Raw genomic sequence first — 18,351 nt, 5'->3', positions numbered from 1 at the left:
GAAACTTAAGTCTAATTTTTAACTAAAACTTGAATCCTAAGAGATTCCAATAATTTAGGAAAAGGCTAAAAATTAAAAACACACAACAAGTTAGTATATTACGCACAAGTATACCGGAATTAGATTTTTCTTTATTCCAATATATCAATGTTGAAATCATTAGTGCAAAAGTAATTATGGTAGTTATTATTGGAATAACTAATAGATATATCATCATCTTAGGTAATTCCGGTAAAAAAGTAAGAGATGAGGATAAAACCATACATTCTTTAGCCATACCTAGTAAAAATACTAAATTTAAAATGCAGATAGAGGGTAGAATCCATCTATGGTATTTAAAAAGTAAAGGTTCTTTATTAGCTTTTTTTCTTAGATTGATCAATATCATTGCAATGAACAGACCTAAAAATAATATTGAGAAAAGTACAAAAATGATTTTATGCAATAAAGGATTTTCATACCAATGAATTTTCTCATAGGCAATTGGTGAACCAGGATAAAACATATAAGATATATTTCCTTGTTTATTTGCTTTAAAGGCAATAGTATCACCTCTTTCCACATTCTTAAAAAGTAAAGGTTCTATTTCTCTATAGAGATCTTGCCCACCTGGGTATTTTACGATCAATGCATCTGACTTGCTTTTTATATTTAAGGTCGGAACCAGTAGCGGTGCTAATTTCACTAATTTACCTATTTCATTTCTTGGATATCTACTAGCTTGGTAAACACCTTTAAGTTCTTTTAAATTACTTTTTGTAAATTTAACTTCATCATTTATACTGGTTTGTGCTTTAGGTTGTGGATAATATTTAGTCATGAATTCATTGGCCATACTTCCACATATATTGGCTCCGTTATCACCATTGGTTGAAATAAAAAATCCCAAATTACTGCCTGGTATTAAAAATAAGAGACTATTAAAACCATAATCGTTACCTCCATGGGCAAGTACTCTCACCCCATTTATATTGTTTTCTTCAAATCCATAGCATAAACCGGGAATATTTATATCCAATGGAAAATGCTTTTTATGCATATCCCCTATAGTATCTTTATTCAAGATGGTTGTATTATCATAGGCACCATGATTTAAATGTGCCATCATAAATTTAGTCATATCATCTGCTGTAGTTTTTAATCCACCAACTGGCGCAAAGGTGGATCCATATACAGGAACTTTTTTATAGATGCCATTTTTGTAATCATATCCCTTAGATAAGTTGCCACGTATTTTTTTGTTGAAAGAAAAACTACTGTTATTCATATGCAGAGGCTTCAATATATTATCTTCCATATACTTATTAAAAGGAGTACCAGTCATACTTTCAACAACATAACCAGCTACAGACATACCATAGTTACTGTACTGGGGAGCTTCACCAGGTTCACGAATGAGAGGTCTAAGGCGAGATATTAAGTTATCTTTTAGTGGTTTTTCTTGTAGATAACTTTTTGTTACAGATTCTCCCATAATTCTTTCATCAAAACCAGCGGTGTGAGTCAAGAGATTTTCAAGTGTTACAGGTTTTGAGTATTTGTTTTCTATTTTAAAATCCTTTAAATATTTATTTACATCTTCCTTTAAATTTACCTTACCTTTTTCTTTTAGCTGCATAACAGCTGTAGCAGTAAAAAGTTTTGAAATTGAAGCTACTCTAAAAACAGTTGTCTTAGGATCAACAGGTATTTTTTTATCTATATCTGAATATCCATATCCTTTTTCAAAAAGAACAGTATTGTCTTTAACAACAGCAAAAACTGCTCCAGGCACATTAAATTTTTTAATCTGTTCATTGAAAAGACCATCTGCAAACTTTTCTACATTGTCCTTATTTAAAGGCTCTTTATTGTTGTTACCTAATAAAGATATAGAATTTTTTTCTTTACTTTCTTTTGTTGTAACAGTTTGCTCCGTACTCAGAATATGTGCTAAGGATTTTATTTGAAAGCATAAAGACGGAAGCACATATGCAATAACTATAAAAATTATTAAAAATCTTTGCATATAAGTGGTAGATTTTTTCATAGTAGTAGACCTCCTTAATTTCTCTTAATTGATTTGTTTGGTGTTCATTTAAAGGCTCCAAACATAAATAAATTGTATATGAATTAAGGAAACTAATAAATTGATTTATATAATAAAACCTTACAGTTTTGTAAGGTTTATTGAACTTGGAGCGTTTTATTTTATAGTAATTTCATTTAACAGCATTGAAACTTCTATATTTTGAAGGAGAGTAAGCACCTATTGCCATTAAATAAATGGTATAAAGCTGTTCAGTGACTACAAATACCCCTATTAACCGTCGTAAGAGAATGATACATAATTTTTATTACATTTTTTGCAATGCTTGACTTTTGAGTAAATATATAATACATTATATATAACATATTATATATAACATGTTATATATAATATGTTATATATTTTAAATTTTGGTTAAATTCGAGTTAAGTTATCTTAATAGGCTCAAATCCTTAAAAACTTTGGTTGCTACAATCTAAATATTGGGTAAATATGGTTTTAATGAAAATAATATAATCGAATCAACAGTTTATTATATTGAAATCTTGAAAATGCATTAATTGCAATATTACAATATGAGGAATAAATGTAAATAACGCATTTTTATGATTGTGCCCCCGCAAATACATAATTTTTTTTATTAAGCATTTTTTTCAAGAAAATGATAAAAGTTGTTAAAACAAAAAAATATTTTTAATAATTTTAAATTATTATAATATTATAGCTGGCCTAGAAAGGAGTGGAAAGCATGACATTACAAAGCGTGATTTTAGGTCTTCTAACTTATCAAGCAATGACAGGATACGATTTGAAGAATCTTCATGGCCAATCAATCAACTTTATTGGATCGGCCCATTTAAGTCAAATTTATAGAGAATTAGGCACATTAGAGAAAAAAAGATTTGTTACATCACAGACTGTACCGCAGCATGATAGACCAAATAAAAGGATTTATACTATTACGAAAGAGGGAAGAGAAAATTTTGAAAAGCAGCTAAAAAAATTTCCTTTAACGCTTTTAGCAACATTGAGAGACGAATTTGCTTTACGCATCTTCTTTGGTGTGAATCTTTCTAATGAGGAATTGATTTTTCAACTACACAAGTATGTTAAAGAAAGAAAAAATGAAGTAGATTCATTTGGTTCGATTGAAGAATGTATGGAGAACTATGGCAAAAGAATAGGAGTAACAAATGAAAATTTCTACTGGTCCATGATATTAAAAAGAGGTTATATGCTAAACCAAGCATATATAAAATGGGCGGAAGAGTGTATTAGCGAACTTAAAGAGTAGCATTAAACGAATAACTCTAAATAATGACCGAATAAAGTAGAAAAGCTTATCTATATTGCAGGTGCATTAACTGTTGTTACTTCTTATCAAGAGGACTTATTAAAATTAGTACCATGTAAAAAAGTATATGAAATTAATTCAGATCATGCTCCCTTTTTCTCAAAACCGAAACAATTAACTAAAATATTTGTTGAAATTTCAAAGGACAAGTAATAAATAAAAAGGTATATGGAGGTATTTAATGAAAAAAAATAGATTTGAACCTATTGCCGTTATTGGATATGGCTGTGTTTATCCACCTGATGGATATAATGCAGAAAAATTTTGGGATGTAATAATTTCGGGAAAATCTGGAATTGGTGTTGTGCCTAAGGAAAGATGGACATGGGAATATTACTACGACGAAGACCGTAATGTGGAAGATAAAACTTATTGCAGGCTTGGGGGCTATGTCGATTCCTATGATTTCCCTTATTCACGTTATAATATTAAAAAAGAAAAGATTCTAAATTTGAACAGAACACAACTTATGATGATGGATACCATAATACAAGCACTTAAAAAAGCTGGGATTGAGTTAGATTCTATTAAAAATAAGAATATTGGAATGTTTGTTGGCAACATGCTTGGAGATGAATACTTTTTCGATTATTCATTGAAATTCAGGGCAAAAGAATTTCTTTATTATTTGGAAAAAAACGAGGAATTTAAAAGTTTGCAGCAGATAGAAAAAGAAAAAATAAAAGAAAGATTCTTAAGAGCTATTGAAGAGAAGTATCCCAATATTAGTGAATCCAATTGGGGGAAAGCATTATCAAGTACACTGGGGAAAGCTGTAAGGGATGTATTAAACATAAATGGACCGTCAATGGTTGTTGATGCGGCCTGTGGTGGTGGAATTGTGGTTATAGATGAGGCAATCAAGTGGTTGCAGACTAGAAGACTAAAAACCTGTATTGTAAGTGGTGTATTGGGCAATATGGGGGTAACAGGAAATGTCGCTTTTGCTAAGATTGGCGGATTGTCTCCTACCCATTCAAGTCCCCTTGATGTTAGTGCCAATGGATTGATTCCTGGTGAAGGTGCTGGAACTGTCATTTTAAAACGGCTTGATGATGCCATAAAAGATGGAGATCCAATTCACGTGGTAATTCGAGGTATTGGAGTTGCAAGTGACGGAAAAGGAAAGTCTATTTATGCTCCTAGTTCATTTGGACAGGTTAAAGCTATCAGAAAATCTTTGAAAAAGGGAGGACTTAAACCAAGTGATTTAGATTACATTGAAGCTCATGCAACTTCTACTTTAATTGGAGACAAGGTTGAAGTAAACGCTATTAAAATGCTATTTGAAAATGAAAATCAACTAATTAAGTCTGTTGCGATAGGTTCTGTTAAATCACAAATCGGACATACATTTTCAGCAGCAGGGATGGCCAACTTGATAAAGGTAATAGAGGGTATGAAAAGGAATGTTTTACCATGTACATATAATTATAAAAATTCTCCAGAAGATTTAAAAATTGAAGAGTCACCGATTTATGTAAACAGTGAGATCAAGGACTGGCCAATTAGAAATGTTTCTAGGCCAAGATGCGCTGCAGTGAATGCTTTTGGATTTGGAGGAATAAATGGCAGCATGGTAGTTGAAGATTACATGGAGAATTACCATATGAATCTTTTAAATGAAACAGCAAATATAATTAAGAGAAGTAGCGAGGAGTTAGACGTTGCGATTGTAGGAATAGGTTGTATTGATAATAAAGCTGTTGGCGTGGAGGAATGGTGGAAACAGATTGCAAACCCTGTGAAGGTAAGTCTAAGCTATCCAGAAACCCGTTGGAATAGTGAAATAAATGAGATTTTTAAAAAGGAAGACGAAGAAGAAGTGGTCGGAAGCTTTATGGAAGACTTCAAGTTTAAGTGGATGGAGTTTAAAATTCCGCCTGTAATCTTGCCGCAAATTGATAAGAGTCAGCTTATGGCGATGACTGCAGCGGGTGAGGCAATTGCCGATTATGGCAAAGAAAAATTAAACGGAGAAACTACAGGCGTTTTTGTGGGCGCTATGCTAGGATTGGAAGCTTCAATTTTATCTGCACTTCGAATACGTTTTGTTGAGTATATCAAAATCATGGAGAACATTGAAGAATATAAACAACTCCCTTCAACAGTTAAGGACGCAATTTCAGAATATATAACGCAACAGTATAGAAAATATATACCTAAAGTGGAAGAGGATACTTTACCTGGCTACATGGATAATATCATTGCGGGCAGAATTGCAAATTATTTTAATATTAGTGGAGCAAATCTTGTAATTGATGCTGATAGTACCTCTTTCATGAGTGCACTTGAACAAGGAATAATGAGTCTTCAATTGGGTGAGTCCAATACTATTATTGTTGGAGGCGTACATGCGAATATGGCTCCGGAGTTTTTGGAAGTATTCAATAATTTTAAAAATTCTAAAAAATTAAATTGTCCTCACTGCGGTAGTCCCGTTTCTGACTTTACACCAAGTGAAGGTGCAGTATTCTTTATACTAAAAAAATTCTCAGATGTTACAGAAGAGGATAAGGTATATGCGAGAATAAGAGATATCTACCATGAAGGAGAAAATCAAAGAAGTATAAATGCTGAAAATCAAATTATATCAAGTAAAGATAATAAGGAGATATTTAACATTAGTAAATTGGGATATCATGAATGCTGTGACAGCTTTAAAAACGAAAGAGGTGGAAAACCTTTTTACTTTGGTGCTCAATCAGGATTTATACTTTTAAAATCAGTATTGTCGCTACATAAGGATGATTTATCTCATCTCAAAAAAGCAGGGATAGATGAGGCGGACAATAGATATATGGTAGGAATAACATCTTTCTCTCTTTTAGGCGGAGACATTTTCCTTTGCTTGGATGGAAAAAATGCTACGAAAAAGCCAGTGAGTGAGGTGATGATTCAGAATAAATTGAGCTCGACTTCAAAATCAGAAGAACATATATATTTAATTGGGGCCGATACCTGGATAGAATTAATAAATAAAATTAATGACGTTTTAGAGGATAGAAAAATTGCTTGTGATTCGGAAGAATATGTTTCGGTTTCAAATTATCGTATGGCAGTAATGTACAAAACAGAAGAGGAATTGATAAGAAAATTAAAAATGGTACATTAAATTATTGCTTTCTAAAATAACCAAATGAAAGGATGAGATATAAATGTTAAAAACCAGTAAAATGCCTAAGGGGTATGAAAAAGAATTTAAAGGTCTTGTTGATCGTATAAATGACGCTAAAAAGGAAGGACTTTACGTTTTTGAGCCACCTTTTGGAGGGCCTCAAAAAGGAACCTCTAAATGTAAAGGTAAAGATGTAATCATGTTAACATCTAATAATTATCTAGGGTTATCTACCCATCCTGAGATTATAAAGGCTATGAAGGATGCTCTGGATATATATGGGACAGGTACTTGCGGAGCAAGATTGCATAATGGGACAACTATTTTACATGAAAAGCTTGAGGAGAGAATTGCTCAGTATATGAGAACAGAATCTGCGGTTGTGTTCAGCGCTGGATATATGTCTAACTTAGGGGCAATTACTGCAATGGCTACTGATGAGAAAACTTTGATTATCACGGATCAATTGAATCATATGAGTATTGTAGATGGTATTGAAATGTCTAAAGGGCAAGCTCGTATTTTTACACATAATGATATGGATAAATTGGATTATATACTCTCCCGTTCAGAAGCTTTTGAAAAAAAATTAATTGTTGTTGATGGAGTTTACTCTATGGATGGAGATATAGCTCCTCTAGACAAAATTGTTGAATTGGCAGAAAAATATGATGCGATGATTATGGTTGATGATGCACATGCATTAGGGTTTTATGGAGAAACGGGCAGAGGAACTTCAGAGCACTTTGGATTAGAAGATAAAGTGCATATAAAAATGTCTACATTCAGCAAATCTTTAGCTGGTGTAGGAGGATGCATTGCAGCAAATGCAGATGTTTGTGATTATATGAGACACGTTTCACATCAGTACATTTTTAATGCAAGTTTACCCCCAGTAGTTGTAGCGGGAGTATTAAAAGCCTACGATTTAATGGAAACAGAAACTTGGAGAAGAGATAAATTATGGGCTAATACAATACGTTTCAGAAAAGGATTAATAGAACTAGGCTATAACATAATGGATAGCATATCACCAATTGTACCTATTTATATAGGAGATGATATGACAACCATGAAAATGACTAAGCGTCTTATGGAGGAGGGTGTCTATATTGCCAGTGCTTTATTTCCAGCAGTACCGATGAATAAGAGCAGATTTAGAGTAACAATTACTGCTGCTTTAAGTGAAGAAGAAATAGACATGGCTTTATGTAAGTTAGAAAAGGTTGGGAAGGAATTTAAGGTAATTTAGGAGGAAGAGTTATGAATACAAAATCACATTTATTAAAGATGACAATTGATATTTTGGCAAACCAAGGTGTATACATAGCTACTAATAATAAATCAGCAGAATGTAAGACAGCTCTTATGTTTCCAGGGCATGGAACCCAGTATGCAAATATGTTAAAAGGATTAGCAAGTGAATATTCACTTGTGAGGAAAATATTAGATGAAGCAGACAGCGCTTATGTGGAATTAACAGGAAAGACACTTACTGAGCATATTTTTTATGAAGATGAAAAACAAAAATATTTTGTTGAAGCAAGTATTAAACTAGCAGAGGTAATGCAACCGGCAATTTATACTGCAAATATGGCTGTATATGAACTTTTTAAGGAGATGGATATAAAGTTTGATGTTTGTTTAGGGCATAGTCTTGGTGAAATTGCAGCGTTAGCTGCAAGTGGGGTCATTTCGTTTAAAGATGGAGTACAGATAGCCTATCACAGAGCAATGGCATTAAATCAAATAGATGAAAACAGTCGTGGAGCAATGATTAGCCTTAAAATAAAGCGGGAAGATCTAGTTTTGCAAAAATTATTGAACAACTTAGCAGGATATTACACAGTAAGCTTGCATAATTCTCCGGAACAAGTTGTCATATCTGGAGAAAGCAATACGATAAAACAAATTGAGCAAAAATGCCATGTGCAAAATATTATCGCACATGTGCTACCGGTTTCACATGCATTTCATTCTGAAATGTTGAGACCGGCAGTCAAATATTTTGAAGAAAAACTTAAAACTTTTATGTTTAAAAAACCCAATGTTCCTGTATTCTCTACAATTAGTGGGCAGTTATACAGTGATGAGATGACTTCAAACTCCAGAATGGCGGAATTTTTGTCAAAACAACTTGTAACACCATTTAGTTTTTGTGATATAGTAAACAATTTACATGATAATCTTGAAGTGAAAAACTTTATAGAAATAGGACCAAAGGATATTTTAACGAAGCTTGTAAAAGAGATTCTTAAGGAGAAGGAAGACATTTTTTGCACTGCATCTGTTATTCCTGCATTGGGAGAAGTAGTATCTTTTGAAAGGGCTAAAACAAATATAACAATTCATAAATTAAACAAAAAAGAGGAGAATAGAAATATGAACACGGACGCGTCTATAGGCATAGGAAATAAAAATCACGACGTAATACGTCATGTGAAAGACATTATTCAGTTTCATTCAGGATACCCTAAATCATTGATTCAGGTATCATCAGAACCTATGTTCTTAAGTCTCGCTTTAAATAAAGACGTTTTACATAGGATTTTGGAAGAAATTAAAATGAAGTTTAATTTGGATGAACAGGAGTTGCTAAATCACAACACAGTTTCACTTGAGAAAATTTACAATATGATTATTTCTAAGGGCGAATATAAAACTATTGCAGAAAAATCCCTTGAAGTGATTCAAAGGAAGGTTTCAGAAGAAAATAAAAAAGTGAAAATGGAAAAACCGCTAAAGCAGAGTACTAAGATATCACAGGTGCAAGTGGAAAAAGAGGTAAAAAAAATTATTCAATTAAAGACCGGGTATCCAGTTGAAATGTTAGAAGTAGAACTGGATTTGGAAGCAGATCTGGGAATTGATTCTGTAAAGCAAGCTGAAATATTTGCACAGGTAAGAGAAAAATATGGATATGAACCTGAAAAAGATGTAAATATTAAACAATTTAATACCATCAGCAAAGTTGTAGAATATACATTAAAAAGGGCAAATATGAGGGGCGATGATGTTCAGCAAGTTTTAGAAGTAGCTAAAGAAGTCGTTAATGATTTTCAGCCAGATGTTAAAGTGCTTTTAGATTGTGCAGAAGTAGAAAATGAATTGAAATGCATAATACAGCTAAAAACAGGTTATCCAATTGAAATGTTGGAGACGGATTTGGATTTGGAAGCAGATTTGGGAATTGATTCTGTAAAGCAAGCTGAAATATTTGCGCAGATAAGACAAAAATATGGATACGAACCTGAAAAAGATGTAAATATTAAACAATTTAATACCATCAGCAAAGTTGCAGAATATACATTGAAAAGGGTAAATATGAGGGGCAATAATGTTCAGGAAGATTTAGAAGTAGTTAATGACTTTCAGCCAGATGTTAAAGTGCTTTTAGATTGTGCAGAAGTAGAAAATGAATTGAAATGCATAATACAGCTAAAAACAGGTTATCCAATTGAAATGTTGGAGACGGATTTGGATTTGGAAGCAGATCTGGGAATTGATTCTGTAAAGCAAGCTGAAATATTTGCGCAGATAAGACAAAAGTATGGATACGAACCTGAAAAAGATGTAAATATTAAACAATTTAATACCATCAGCAAAGTTGTAGAGTATACCTTGAAAAGGGTAAACATAAGGGGCAATAATGTTAGGGAATCTTTAGAAGTAGATAATGAGAAAGTCATCAGAGATAAGATTATAAACTATTGCGATGAAGAAAATAACAGGAGACACATTGCGATTACAGTAGAGAGACCTTATGATTTAAATAAAGGAAAAAAATATGATTTTAGTAATAAAAACATTATTGTAGTTGAAGACAGAATAAGCGGTGAAATAACCAATAGATTAATAAAAATGTTGTCCGCCAAAGGAGCCAACATAAGGATTATAACTGAAAACCCAGAAAAATACTCAGAAAAAGGCATTAAAACCGATTTTCATAGTAGAGGACAGATTACTAAATCTTTTGAAGAAGCCAAAACAAGTTTAAAAATTGTGCATGGCATTGTAAATTTGTACTCATTAAAGGAAAATTTCTCGTATTTTAATGATGATCAGCAAAATTGGGAAGAAGAAGTTGAAAGTAGCTTTAATGTTCTTTTCTACGGTATAAAAGCAATTTATGATGACCTGGAAAAAGCAGGAGAGAATTGCGGATGTTTTGCCGCTACAAATGTGGGTGGAATATTTGGACTTGAAGAAGGTACATCAAGAAATCCCGTGGGTGCGTTAACAGCAGGGTTTTATAAGAGTCTTGAGAAGGAAATCAAATCTTTTAACGGCAAGGTAGTGGATTTTACGAATACGACCGATGCAAAATATATGGCAGAAACATTGGAAAAGGAATTCAGTTTGATAGAAGAATTAATTGAAATTGGCTATAATGGTGAGCACCGAAAAACCATTTGCGTAATTCCTAAAGATATAGACATAAATGAGAATATAAGAAAAGTTGAAATAGACAAAGAGGATGTTATAGTGGTTTCAGGAGGAGGACGTGGAATCATATTTGAATCCGTAAAAGGATTGGCTGAGTTATATAATCCTAACATAATTGTAACTGGAAGAACAGAACTACCTATAGGTGATGAAGTTTGGTTAAAAATGAGTGAAGAAGAATTGGTTAAGTATAGCCAAGAGTATTTCAAGAAAATGAAGAAGGAAAATCCAACTATGACTCCACTTGAAATAAAAATGGAGTTTGAAAAATTGAAGAGTGCAAGAATACTGTTTTTAAATATAAAAAATGCTAAAGAAGCAGGTTACAAATTACAGTATATGACTTGTGATGTGGTTGATAGGAACTCAGTAAGGGCGCTATATGATAAAGTAAAAGCTCAATTTGGAAAAATAACTGGAATTGTAAATGGAGCGGGGTTGGGGTCATTTGGTAAGGTACCCAAAAAACCTGAAAAACATACTATAAATGTGGTAAAGGTAAAAGCCTGCGGATTCTATAATTTATATCATGAATTTAAAGATGAACAGTTGAAGTTCTTTATGAGTATCGGTTCTATTTCCGGACGATTTGGAATGGATGGACAAGTTGATTATGCAGCTGGTGCTGATATTATTGCGAGAATGACTTTTCAACTTCAAAGGGAAAGACCAGAGTTAAATAGTTTTGTAATAGGATGGACAGCATGGGAAGATGTAGGTATGGCTGCAGATCCGGATGTGCAAAAGGTTCAAAAGGAAGGAAGAGGTTTAACGTTTATAAGTGTACGTGAAGGGGTTAAGAAATTTCTTACTGAGCTTGTGTATGGTGGAAATTACCCAGAAGCAATCATATATGGTGAACTTGGTACAAACAAACCTCTTGGTCAAGGATTTTTACTTGATGAGAGTAATATAAAAATAGAACTCACCCATGATGAAAGGGGATGGATTTATAACCGTGTAAAATATCCTCTCTTAGAGAGGGTGGAAAGCTATGAAAAAGAGAAAAATATAGTAGTGCAAAGGCCTATAAATTCTGGTGAAGATATGTATTTAAAGGATCATCAGGTTGAAGGAAGATTAACATTCCCAGGAGTTATGCACATAGAAAGCTATTGTGAACTTGGAGCATTGATGAATGAGATAGAAAAGAAAGACCTATTTATATCTAAGGTTAGAAATGTAGAATTTAAAAAGTTTGTTAAATATTTTGGAAAACCACTTACTTTAAAAATAAATGCTGATTTAATAAGAAATACAGAGGAAGAACGGGAGTATAAAGTTGAAATATCCTCAGATTTCTGTAATGAGAAGGGGATTGTACTTGATGCAAATAGAAGTCATTCCTGTGGAAATGTGATATTTTCTAAGAAAAGACAAGCAGAAGCAAAAGCATCAATTAACATAAAAGAGGCAATTAAAAATGCAACTCCTATGAATATTGACAAATTTTATAGCGGAGCAGAAGCATACATTACATTTGGCGATACTTTACGTTATCTTAACTATGCAGGATATATGAATAAAAATGAAATGATAGGTGAAGTTACGGTTCCAGATGACAGATTTGATTTTTCTTTTACTTCCATCCCTGAAATGCTTATTTCACCAATAACCATAGACAGTGCCGCAAGATGTACACTTCTTGGTGAATTCCATAAAAACGGATATGTTATAGTTCCACAGTATATTAAAGAAATTACGTTGTATAGACCATTTGTAAAGAATGAAAAAGTGTATACGTATTACAAGATTTTAGAGAATAAGGACGATACCATTGCATATGATTTGCAGATATTAGATAAAGATAATAAAGTGATTTTGGATATACACGATTTGATATTAATTAGGATTAACAAACAAAATGATGATTACATGCTCTTTTAATGAAATTCAATTACAAGAATGTCCATATATATATGATGAGGAATCCTATAAGGTAGGTATTTTGTTCCGTTCTCTTTTATCCTTCACAAATGAAAATGATGAAATATCGGATGAATTTGTGGGGGAATATCTTGGAGAGTGGGAAAAAAAATATTTCAATAGTTATTATCGGAATAAAAAAAGACAATATCATTTGTTACATGGCAGAATTATTTCCAAAAAGCTGATAAAGAAATATTTTTTAAGTCTAAGTGAAAAAGATACTCTAATGTATAAAGATATTGAAATAAAAAATATTCTAACAGGTGAGCAAAAGGGAAAACCAGAAATTACTTTCCGTGGGGAAAAACAAAATTTGAATGTTACAATTGCACATTGCGATGAATTTGCTGGTGCATTAGTAGGTGAAGGTTGCATTGTAGGTATGGATATCGAAATGGTAAAAACCTTTGATGATTCTTTTATGTGCATGATTTCAAATTTAAAAGAAAGAAATGAACTAAATGAAAAAAGTTTAGGGATAAGTATTATAAAGAAGTGGACATTGTTTTGGACGATTAAAGAAGCAATCGGAAAGGCCTTAGGAGTGGGGTTTTTCCATGGATTTAATTCGATACAGGTTTATTATACTGATTTAACAAATTTTATCACCATAAAGTTCGATGAAAAAATGAATGAAGTTGTTAAGGACAATATTGTAGGAATTGAAATTTATTATCAATTTATTAAAAATTCATGTTGTACTTTCTGCATAATTAAAGAAAAATGATTTAACATGTTTGAAAGGGGAGAACAATGAAAAAAAAAGTATTAGGAATATTGGGAAGTCCAAAATCCAAAGGTAAGGTTGCAACACTACTTGCAAAAGTGTTGCATGAAAGTGAAAGAAATGGGAATGAGGTTAAACAAATAAATCTTTATGATATCAAATTAGATTTTTGCAGGGGATGCATGGTATGTAGGAGTAAAGGCGCTTGTATCATAAATGATGACTTGCAAAATCTTGCAAAGGAGATTCTTTTAGCAGATGTGGTTGTCTTGGCAGCACCAACTTATTGGGCAAACGTTCCCGCTATAGTAAAGAATATGTTTGACAGAATGACTGGTTATGTCATTAAAACAGAGAAGGGTAAATCACCGAAATCGTTACTTTATAAAAAGAAAGAATATGTTATTATAACTGCATGTTCTACACCTTTCCCAATTAATATTATTGGTGGTCAAAGCAAGGGGGCATTAAGAGCAATGAATGAATTCTTTAAGTTGTCCGGTATGATCAAAATAGATACCATCGTGTTTCCTAACACGATGGGAAACAAGACAATTCCGATAGGAATAATGAACAAAGCAGAAAAAGTAGGAAAGAGTATATAATTGAAAACAGGAGAGTAATTATATGAAAGATGAAATTGAACAAATTCAAAAGGTAAAGATATTAATTGTCTGTGTATCACACCTACAATGCACAAACCACAAGAGAAAAAGCATTTGTTTTTTTCACTAGAGGAAATATAAGTTTAGGGGAGTACTATAAAGGGTTGAAAGAAAAATTAATAGCAAAAGGTTTCCAATCGAGTGGTGCGTTTTATGCAAATGGATATGATACAGAATATGAATTGAAAAATGGAAATGCGAAGGGAGATAGGTATGGATTATCAGGCAATTCAAGAGATTATTAAAACAATAAACAATTCAGAGTTATATAGCCTTGAAATTGAATGTGGAGGTGATAGTATAAAGATGGCAAAGGGGCCCAAGCAAGTTATAGATTCCAATACAGTTTGTAGAGTAGAGCCTTTTGTAGAGAATCAAAGTGTGGCTTCAGATATACAGGTATTAGAATCACCTAAAGCACAAGCTGTTGTAAAAGTTGTGGAGGTTAGTGAAGAAAATTTATACGTAATTAAAGCCCCTATAGTTAGTACTTTTTATGCATCATCAGGACCAGATAAAGATAATTTTGTAAATATTGGATCAAAGGTTAAAAAAGGTTCTATTCTATGTATTTTAGAAGCTATGAAGCTTATGAATGAAATTGAAAGTGATGTAGATGGAGAAATCGTAGAGATATTAGTTAAAAGTGAGAGTATGGTTGAATATGGACAGCCTTTATTCAAAATTAGAGAGTGTGGATAATAAAAGCGATTGTTACTGCTTATGGTGAATTTTTTTTGTGAGTGAATTAACCGTTGCTATTAATTAATAATAATGGGTAAATGGGGTAATAATGATGTTTAGCAAAATTTTAATTGCAAATAGAGGCGAAATTGCTGTTAGAGTTATTCGCGCCTGCAGGGAGCTTGGTATTGAAACTGTAGCTGTATACTCTGAAATTGATGAGGAGGCTGTACATACTCAACTGGCTGATTATGCTGTTTGTATAGGTCCTGCAAGAGCAAAGGATAGCTATCTAAATATGAAAAATATTATAAGCGCTACAGTTTTAACTGGATCACAGGCTATACACCCTGGTTTTGGCTTCCTTTCTGAAAATGCAAAGTTTGCTGAGATGTGCAGAGAATGCAGCATAGAATTTATTGGGCCATCACCAGAGACTATTGGAAGTATGGGTAATAAATCTAAGGCAAGAGAATTAATGATAGCAGCAGGTATACCTGTAATTCCGGGCTCAGAAGGTAGTGTATCTGATAGCCAAGAAGCATTAGAAGCTGCAAAAATTATAGGTTTTCCTGTTATGGTAAAGGCATCTGCTGGTGGTGGTGGAAGAGGTATAAGAATAGTTAGAGAAGAGGAAGAATTTATTCATCTCTTTGAAATTGCTAAAGCAGAAGCTAATGGTGCTTTTGGAGACGATACAATGTATATTGAAAAATTGATTGAAAACCCAAGACATATTGAGTTTCAAATTCTTGGGGATAAATTTGGAAATGTAATTTATCTAGGAGACAGAGATTGCTCAATTCAAAGAAGGAACCAAAAGGTTCTTGAAGAAGCGCCATCACCTGTAATGACAGAAGAACTAAGAAAAGAAATGGGTGAAGTGGCTGTTCATGCTGCAAAAGCTGTTAGTTATGAGAACGCAGGTACAATAGAGTTTTTACTTGATCATGATGGTAAATTCTATTTTATGGAAATGAATACTAGAATACAAGTGGAACATCCTATAACTGAAATGATTACAGGAGTAGATTTAGTGAAAGAGCAACTCAGAATTGCAGCAGGAGAGAAACTGAGCATTACTCAAGAGGATATAAAAATTACAGGACATGCAATTGAATGTAGAATAAATTCGGAAAATACAGCAGAAGGATTTAGACCTAGTCCGGGTAAAATTGAAATGTTAGTAGTTCCAGGTGGGCCAGGAGTTAGAATAGATAGCGCTATTTACCAAAACTATGTAATACCACCTAACTATGATTCTATGATTGCAAAGGTAATTACTTATGGTAAGACAAGAGAAGACGCTATGGTAATCATGAAAAGAGCTCTTGCAGAATTTGTAGTTGAAGGAATACATACTAATATTGATTTTCAGCTTTCAATTTTAAATAATAAAGTATTTATAGAAGGTAAATATAACACTGGATCTATCGTAGATGAGTTTAATTTGTAAGGATAGGTGGAAACCAATGGCTAAAGAGTTGTTCAAGAAAACTAAATATATGACTGTAAGTAAGACCACCTTAGATGGTAAAAATTCCACTCGAGGGGTGAAATTTTTAGTAAAAGATAGAAAAAGCAAACCTTCTATACCGGATGGAATGTGGAATAAATGTGGAAGATGCGGTGAAATAATATATATAAAAGATTTAGAAGAAAATTTGAGGATTTGCCCAAGATGTGATACTCACATAAGGGTTTCTGCATCAGATAGAATAAATCAAATAATCGATGAAGCAAGCTTTCATGAGTTCGATAAAACTTTAAGAAGTGCAAACCCCATTAATTTTCCTGATTATGAAAAGAAGATATTGGCAATTCAAGAACAAACAGATATGATTGAAGCAGTTATAACCGGAAAAGGTAAAATTAATGACATTGAAACAGTTATAGCTGTTATGGATAGTCGTTTCATGATGGGAAGCATGGGGTCAGCTGTGGGAGAAAAAATAACTAGAGCTGTAGAAAAGGCAATAAAACTAAAATTACCCATTATAATATTTACAGCTTCAGGTGGAGCTAGGATGCAGGAGGGGATTTTTTCACTCATGCAGATGGCAAAGGTGAGCGCCGCTATCGCGCGGCATAGTTCGGCAGGATTACTTTATATTACAATATTAACTGATCCAACCACTGGTGGGGTAACAGCAAGTTTTGCTATGCTTGGAGATATAATTTTAGCTGAACCAGGAGCACTTATTGGTTTCGCAGGTAAAAGGGTAATTGAACAGACTATAAAGCAGAAGCTACCTGTAGAATTTCAAAGGGCTGAATTTTTATTAGATCATGGATTTGTAGATAAAATAGTTTCCAGACACAAGCTTAAGAAAACATTGGGTCAAATACTTTTTATGCATAAGGAGGTAATGTAGTGATATTAGGAAGATTAGGTAAAATACTTACAGAATTAACTCACAAAGAATTTACTCCTTGGGAAAAAATAACTATTGCTAGATTACCGAAAAGACCATTAGCCTTAGATTTTATTGAAAGAGTATTTGATTCTTTTATAGAGTTTCATGGTGATAGATCTTTTGGAGAAGATGCGTCAATAGTGGGGGGCATCGCTATTTTTAATAGTATAGCGGTTACAGTTATTGCACAACAGAAGGGAAGTACTATTGAGGAAAAAATTAAGAGGAATTTTGGTATGCCAAATCCTGAAGGCTATAGAAAAGTTTTAAGACTTATGAAGCAAGCTGAAAAATTTAAAAGGCCTGTAATATGCTTTATAGATACTCCAGGCGCTTTTTGTGGAATTGGTGCAGAGGAAAGAGGACAGGGAGAAGCTATAGCTATAAATCTTCTTGAAATATCAAGCCTTAAAACTCCTATTATCTCTATTGTTATTGGAGAAGGTGGAAGTGGTGGAGCGCTAGCAATGGGGGTGGCAGATGAAGTTTGGATGCTAGAACATGCGGTATACTCTATTCTTTCACCGGAAGGATTTGCAAGCATACTTTGGAAGGATAGTAGTCGTGCAAAAGAAGCGTCAAAAATTATGAAAATCACGGCTCAGGATTTAAAACAGTACGGAATTATTGATAGAATTATAAATGAACCTGTTGGTGGTGCACATATGGATGTAGGCAAAACAGCGGAATCAATAAAAAATGCTTTATTAAAGGCATTACCAATATTACTTGATAAAACTGAAAAGGAGCTTATTGAACATAGATACGAAAAATATAGATGTATTGGAGTGTATGAAGAAAATTGAGGTATTTTTTATTTCAAAAAGTGGCATAAAATAAGGTTTAGCATTGAGTATTAATAGTACAACTAACAAAATGGGATTAACTATACCTGTAAAAATAGTACAATAAGACAGGTTAGGCATGAGTTAAGAACTAGAATGAGATGTGAAGATGCTTCCAATGAGAGAGGACGTAAAAA

Annotated in this window: 12 protein-coding genes; 11 read left to right on the top strand and 1 reads right to left on the bottom strand. The window is 32.9% G+C overall.

Annotated features, from left to right (window positions below):
• Nucleotides 1-22 precede the first annotated feature (22 nt).
• Nucleotides 23-2,029 (bottom strand): serine hydrolase domain-containing protein, encoded by a 2,007-nt coding sequence (locus tag G9F71_RS22410; protein WP_164950638.1) that lies wholly within the window; start codon nucleotides 2,027-2,029, stop codon nucleotides 23-25.
• A gap of 748 nt (nucleotides 2,030-2,777) precedes the next feature.
• Here G9F71_RS22410 and G9F71_RS22405 point away from each other — a divergent pair.
• The 11 genes from G9F71_RS22405 to G9F71_RS22355 all read left to right on the top strand — a co-directional run bounded on the left by G9F71_RS22405 (nucleotide 2,778) and on the right by G9F71_RS22355 (nucleotide 18,175).
• Complete coding sequence (locus tag G9F71_RS22405) at nucleotides 2,778-3,323, top strand: PadR family transcriptional regulator (protein ID WP_164950639.1); 546 nt, start codon at nucleotides 2,778-2,780, stop codon at nucleotides 3,321-3,323.
• A gap of 241 nt (nucleotides 3,324-3,564) precedes the next feature.
• Entirely contained in the window at nucleotides 3,565-6,498 is a 2,934-nt protein-coding gene (locus G9F71_RS22400; RefSeq protein WP_164950640.1) for a beta-ketoacyl synthase N-terminal-like domain-containing protein, read from the top strand.
• 43 nt (nucleotides 6,499-6,541) lie between these two features.
• Nucleotides 6,542-7,753: an aminotransferase class I/II-fold pyridoxal phosphate-dependent enzyme gene (locus G9F71_RS22395; RefSeq protein ID WP_164950641.1), complete on the top strand. Its 1,212-nt coding sequence runs from the start codon at nucleotides 6,542-6,544 to the stop codon at nucleotides 7,751-7,753.
• Between the two features lie 11 nt (nucleotides 7,754-7,764).
• A complete protein-coding gene (locus G9F71_RS22390; protein ID WP_164950642.1) occupies nucleotides 7,765-12,834 on the top strand; it encodes an SDR family NAD(P)-dependent oxidoreductase in 5,070 nt (1,689 codons plus the stop codon).
• Complete coding sequence (locus G9F71_RS22385; protein WP_164950643.1) at nucleotides 12,812-13,603, top strand: 4'-phosphopantetheinyl transferase family protein; 792 nt, start codon at nucleotides 12,812-12,814, stop codon at nucleotides 13,601-13,603. Before G9F71_RS22390 ends, G9F71_RS22385 begins: the two co-directional genes overlap by 23 nt.
• Nucleotides 13,604-13,629: 26 nt before the next feature.
• Nucleotides 13,630-14,208 (top strand): flavodoxin family protein, encoded by a 579-nt coding sequence (locus tag G9F71_RS22380; protein ID WP_164950644.1) that lies wholly within the window; start codon nucleotides 13,630-13,632, stop codon nucleotides 14,206-14,208.
• Between the two features lie 65 nt (nucleotides 14,209-14,273).
• On the top strand, nucleotides 14,274-14,513 hold the full coding sequence (locus tag G9F71_RS22375; RefSeq protein ID WP_207712065.1) for a hypothetical protein: 240 nt from the start codon (nucleotides 14,274-14,276) through the stop codon (nucleotides 14,511-14,513).
• Nucleotides 14,482-14,970, top strand: a complete 489-nt coding sequence (accB, locus tag G9F71_RS22370; protein ID WP_164950646.1) for an acetyl-CoA carboxylase biotin carboxyl carrier protein — start codon at nucleotides 14,482-14,484, stop codon at nucleotides 14,968-14,970. Before G9F71_RS22375 ends, accB begins: the two co-directional genes overlap by 32 nt.
• Nucleotides 14,971-15,064: 94 nt before the next feature.
• The gene (locus G9F71_RS22365; protein ID WP_164950777.1) at nucleotides 15,065-16,408 is read left to right on the top strand and encodes an acetyl-CoA carboxylase biotin carboxylase subunit; all 1,344 of its coding nucleotides are present in this window, start codon (nucleotides 15,065-15,067) and stop codon (nucleotides 16,406-16,408) included.
• 16 nt (nucleotides 16,409-16,424) lie between these two features.
• Nucleotides 16,425-17,327 carry an acetyl-CoA carboxylase, carboxyltransferase subunit beta gene (gene accD / locus G9F71_RS22360; RefSeq protein WP_164950647.1) on the top strand — a complete coding sequence of 301 codons (903 nt, stop codon included), beginning with the start codon at nucleotides 16,425-16,427 and terminating at the stop codon, nucleotides 17,325-17,327.
• 2 nt (nucleotides 17,328-17,329) lie between these two features.
• The gene (locus G9F71_RS22355) at nucleotides 17,330-18,175 is read left to right on the top strand and encodes an acetyl-CoA carboxylase carboxyltransferase subunit alpha (RefSeq protein ID WP_224626738.1); all 846 of its coding nucleotides are present in this window, start codon (nucleotides 17,330-17,332) and stop codon (nucleotides 18,173-18,175) included.
• Nucleotides 18,176-18,351 lie beyond the last annotated feature (176 nt).

Source organism: Clostridium sp. FP2, from assembly GCF_011065955.2.
Classification (GTDB): Bacteria; Bacillota; Clostridia; order Clostridiales; family Clostridiaceae; genus Clostridium_AD; species Clostridium_AD tagluense.
The sequence above is the reverse complement of the archived record's forward strand: the minus strand, read 5'-3'. Positions and strand labels throughout refer to the sequence as shown.

Coding starts and splice junctions, on each gene's coding strand:
- G9F71_RS22410 (WP_164950638.1), bottom strand. CDS start 2,029: ATGAAAAAATCTACCACTTATATGCAAAGATTTTTAATAATTTTTATA.
- G9F71_RS22405 (WP_164950639.1), top strand. CDS start 2,778: ATGACATTACAAAGCGTGATTTTAGGTCTTCTAACTTATCAAGCAATG.
- G9F71_RS22400 (WP_164950640.1), top strand. CDS start 3,565: ATGAAAAAAAATAGATTTGAACCTATTGCCGTTATTGGATATGGCTGT.
- G9F71_RS22395 (WP_164950641.1), top strand. CDS start 6,542: ATGTTAAAAACCAGTAAAATGCCTAAGGGGTATGAAAAAGAATTTAAA.
- G9F71_RS22390 (WP_164950642.1), top strand. CDS start 7,765: ATGAATACAAAATCACATTTATTAAAGATGACAATTGATATTTTGGCA.
- G9F71_RS22385 (WP_164950643.1), top strand. CDS start 12,812: ATGATGATTACATGCTCTTTTAATGAAATTCAATTACAAGAATGTCCA.
- G9F71_RS22380 (WP_164950644.1), top strand. CDS start 13,630: ATGAAAAAAAAAGTATTAGGAATATTGGGAAGTCCAAAATCCAAAGGT.
- accB (WP_164950646.1), top strand. CDS start 14,482: ATGGATTATCAGGCAATTCAAGAGATTATTAAAACAATAAACAATTCA.
- G9F71_RS22365 (WP_164950777.1), top strand. CDS start 15,065: ATGTTTAGCAAAATTTTAATTGCAAATAGAGGCGAAATTGCTGTTAGA.
- accD (WP_164950647.1), top strand. CDS start 16,425: ATGGCTAAAGAGTTGTTCAAGAAAACTAAATATATGACTGTAAGTAAG.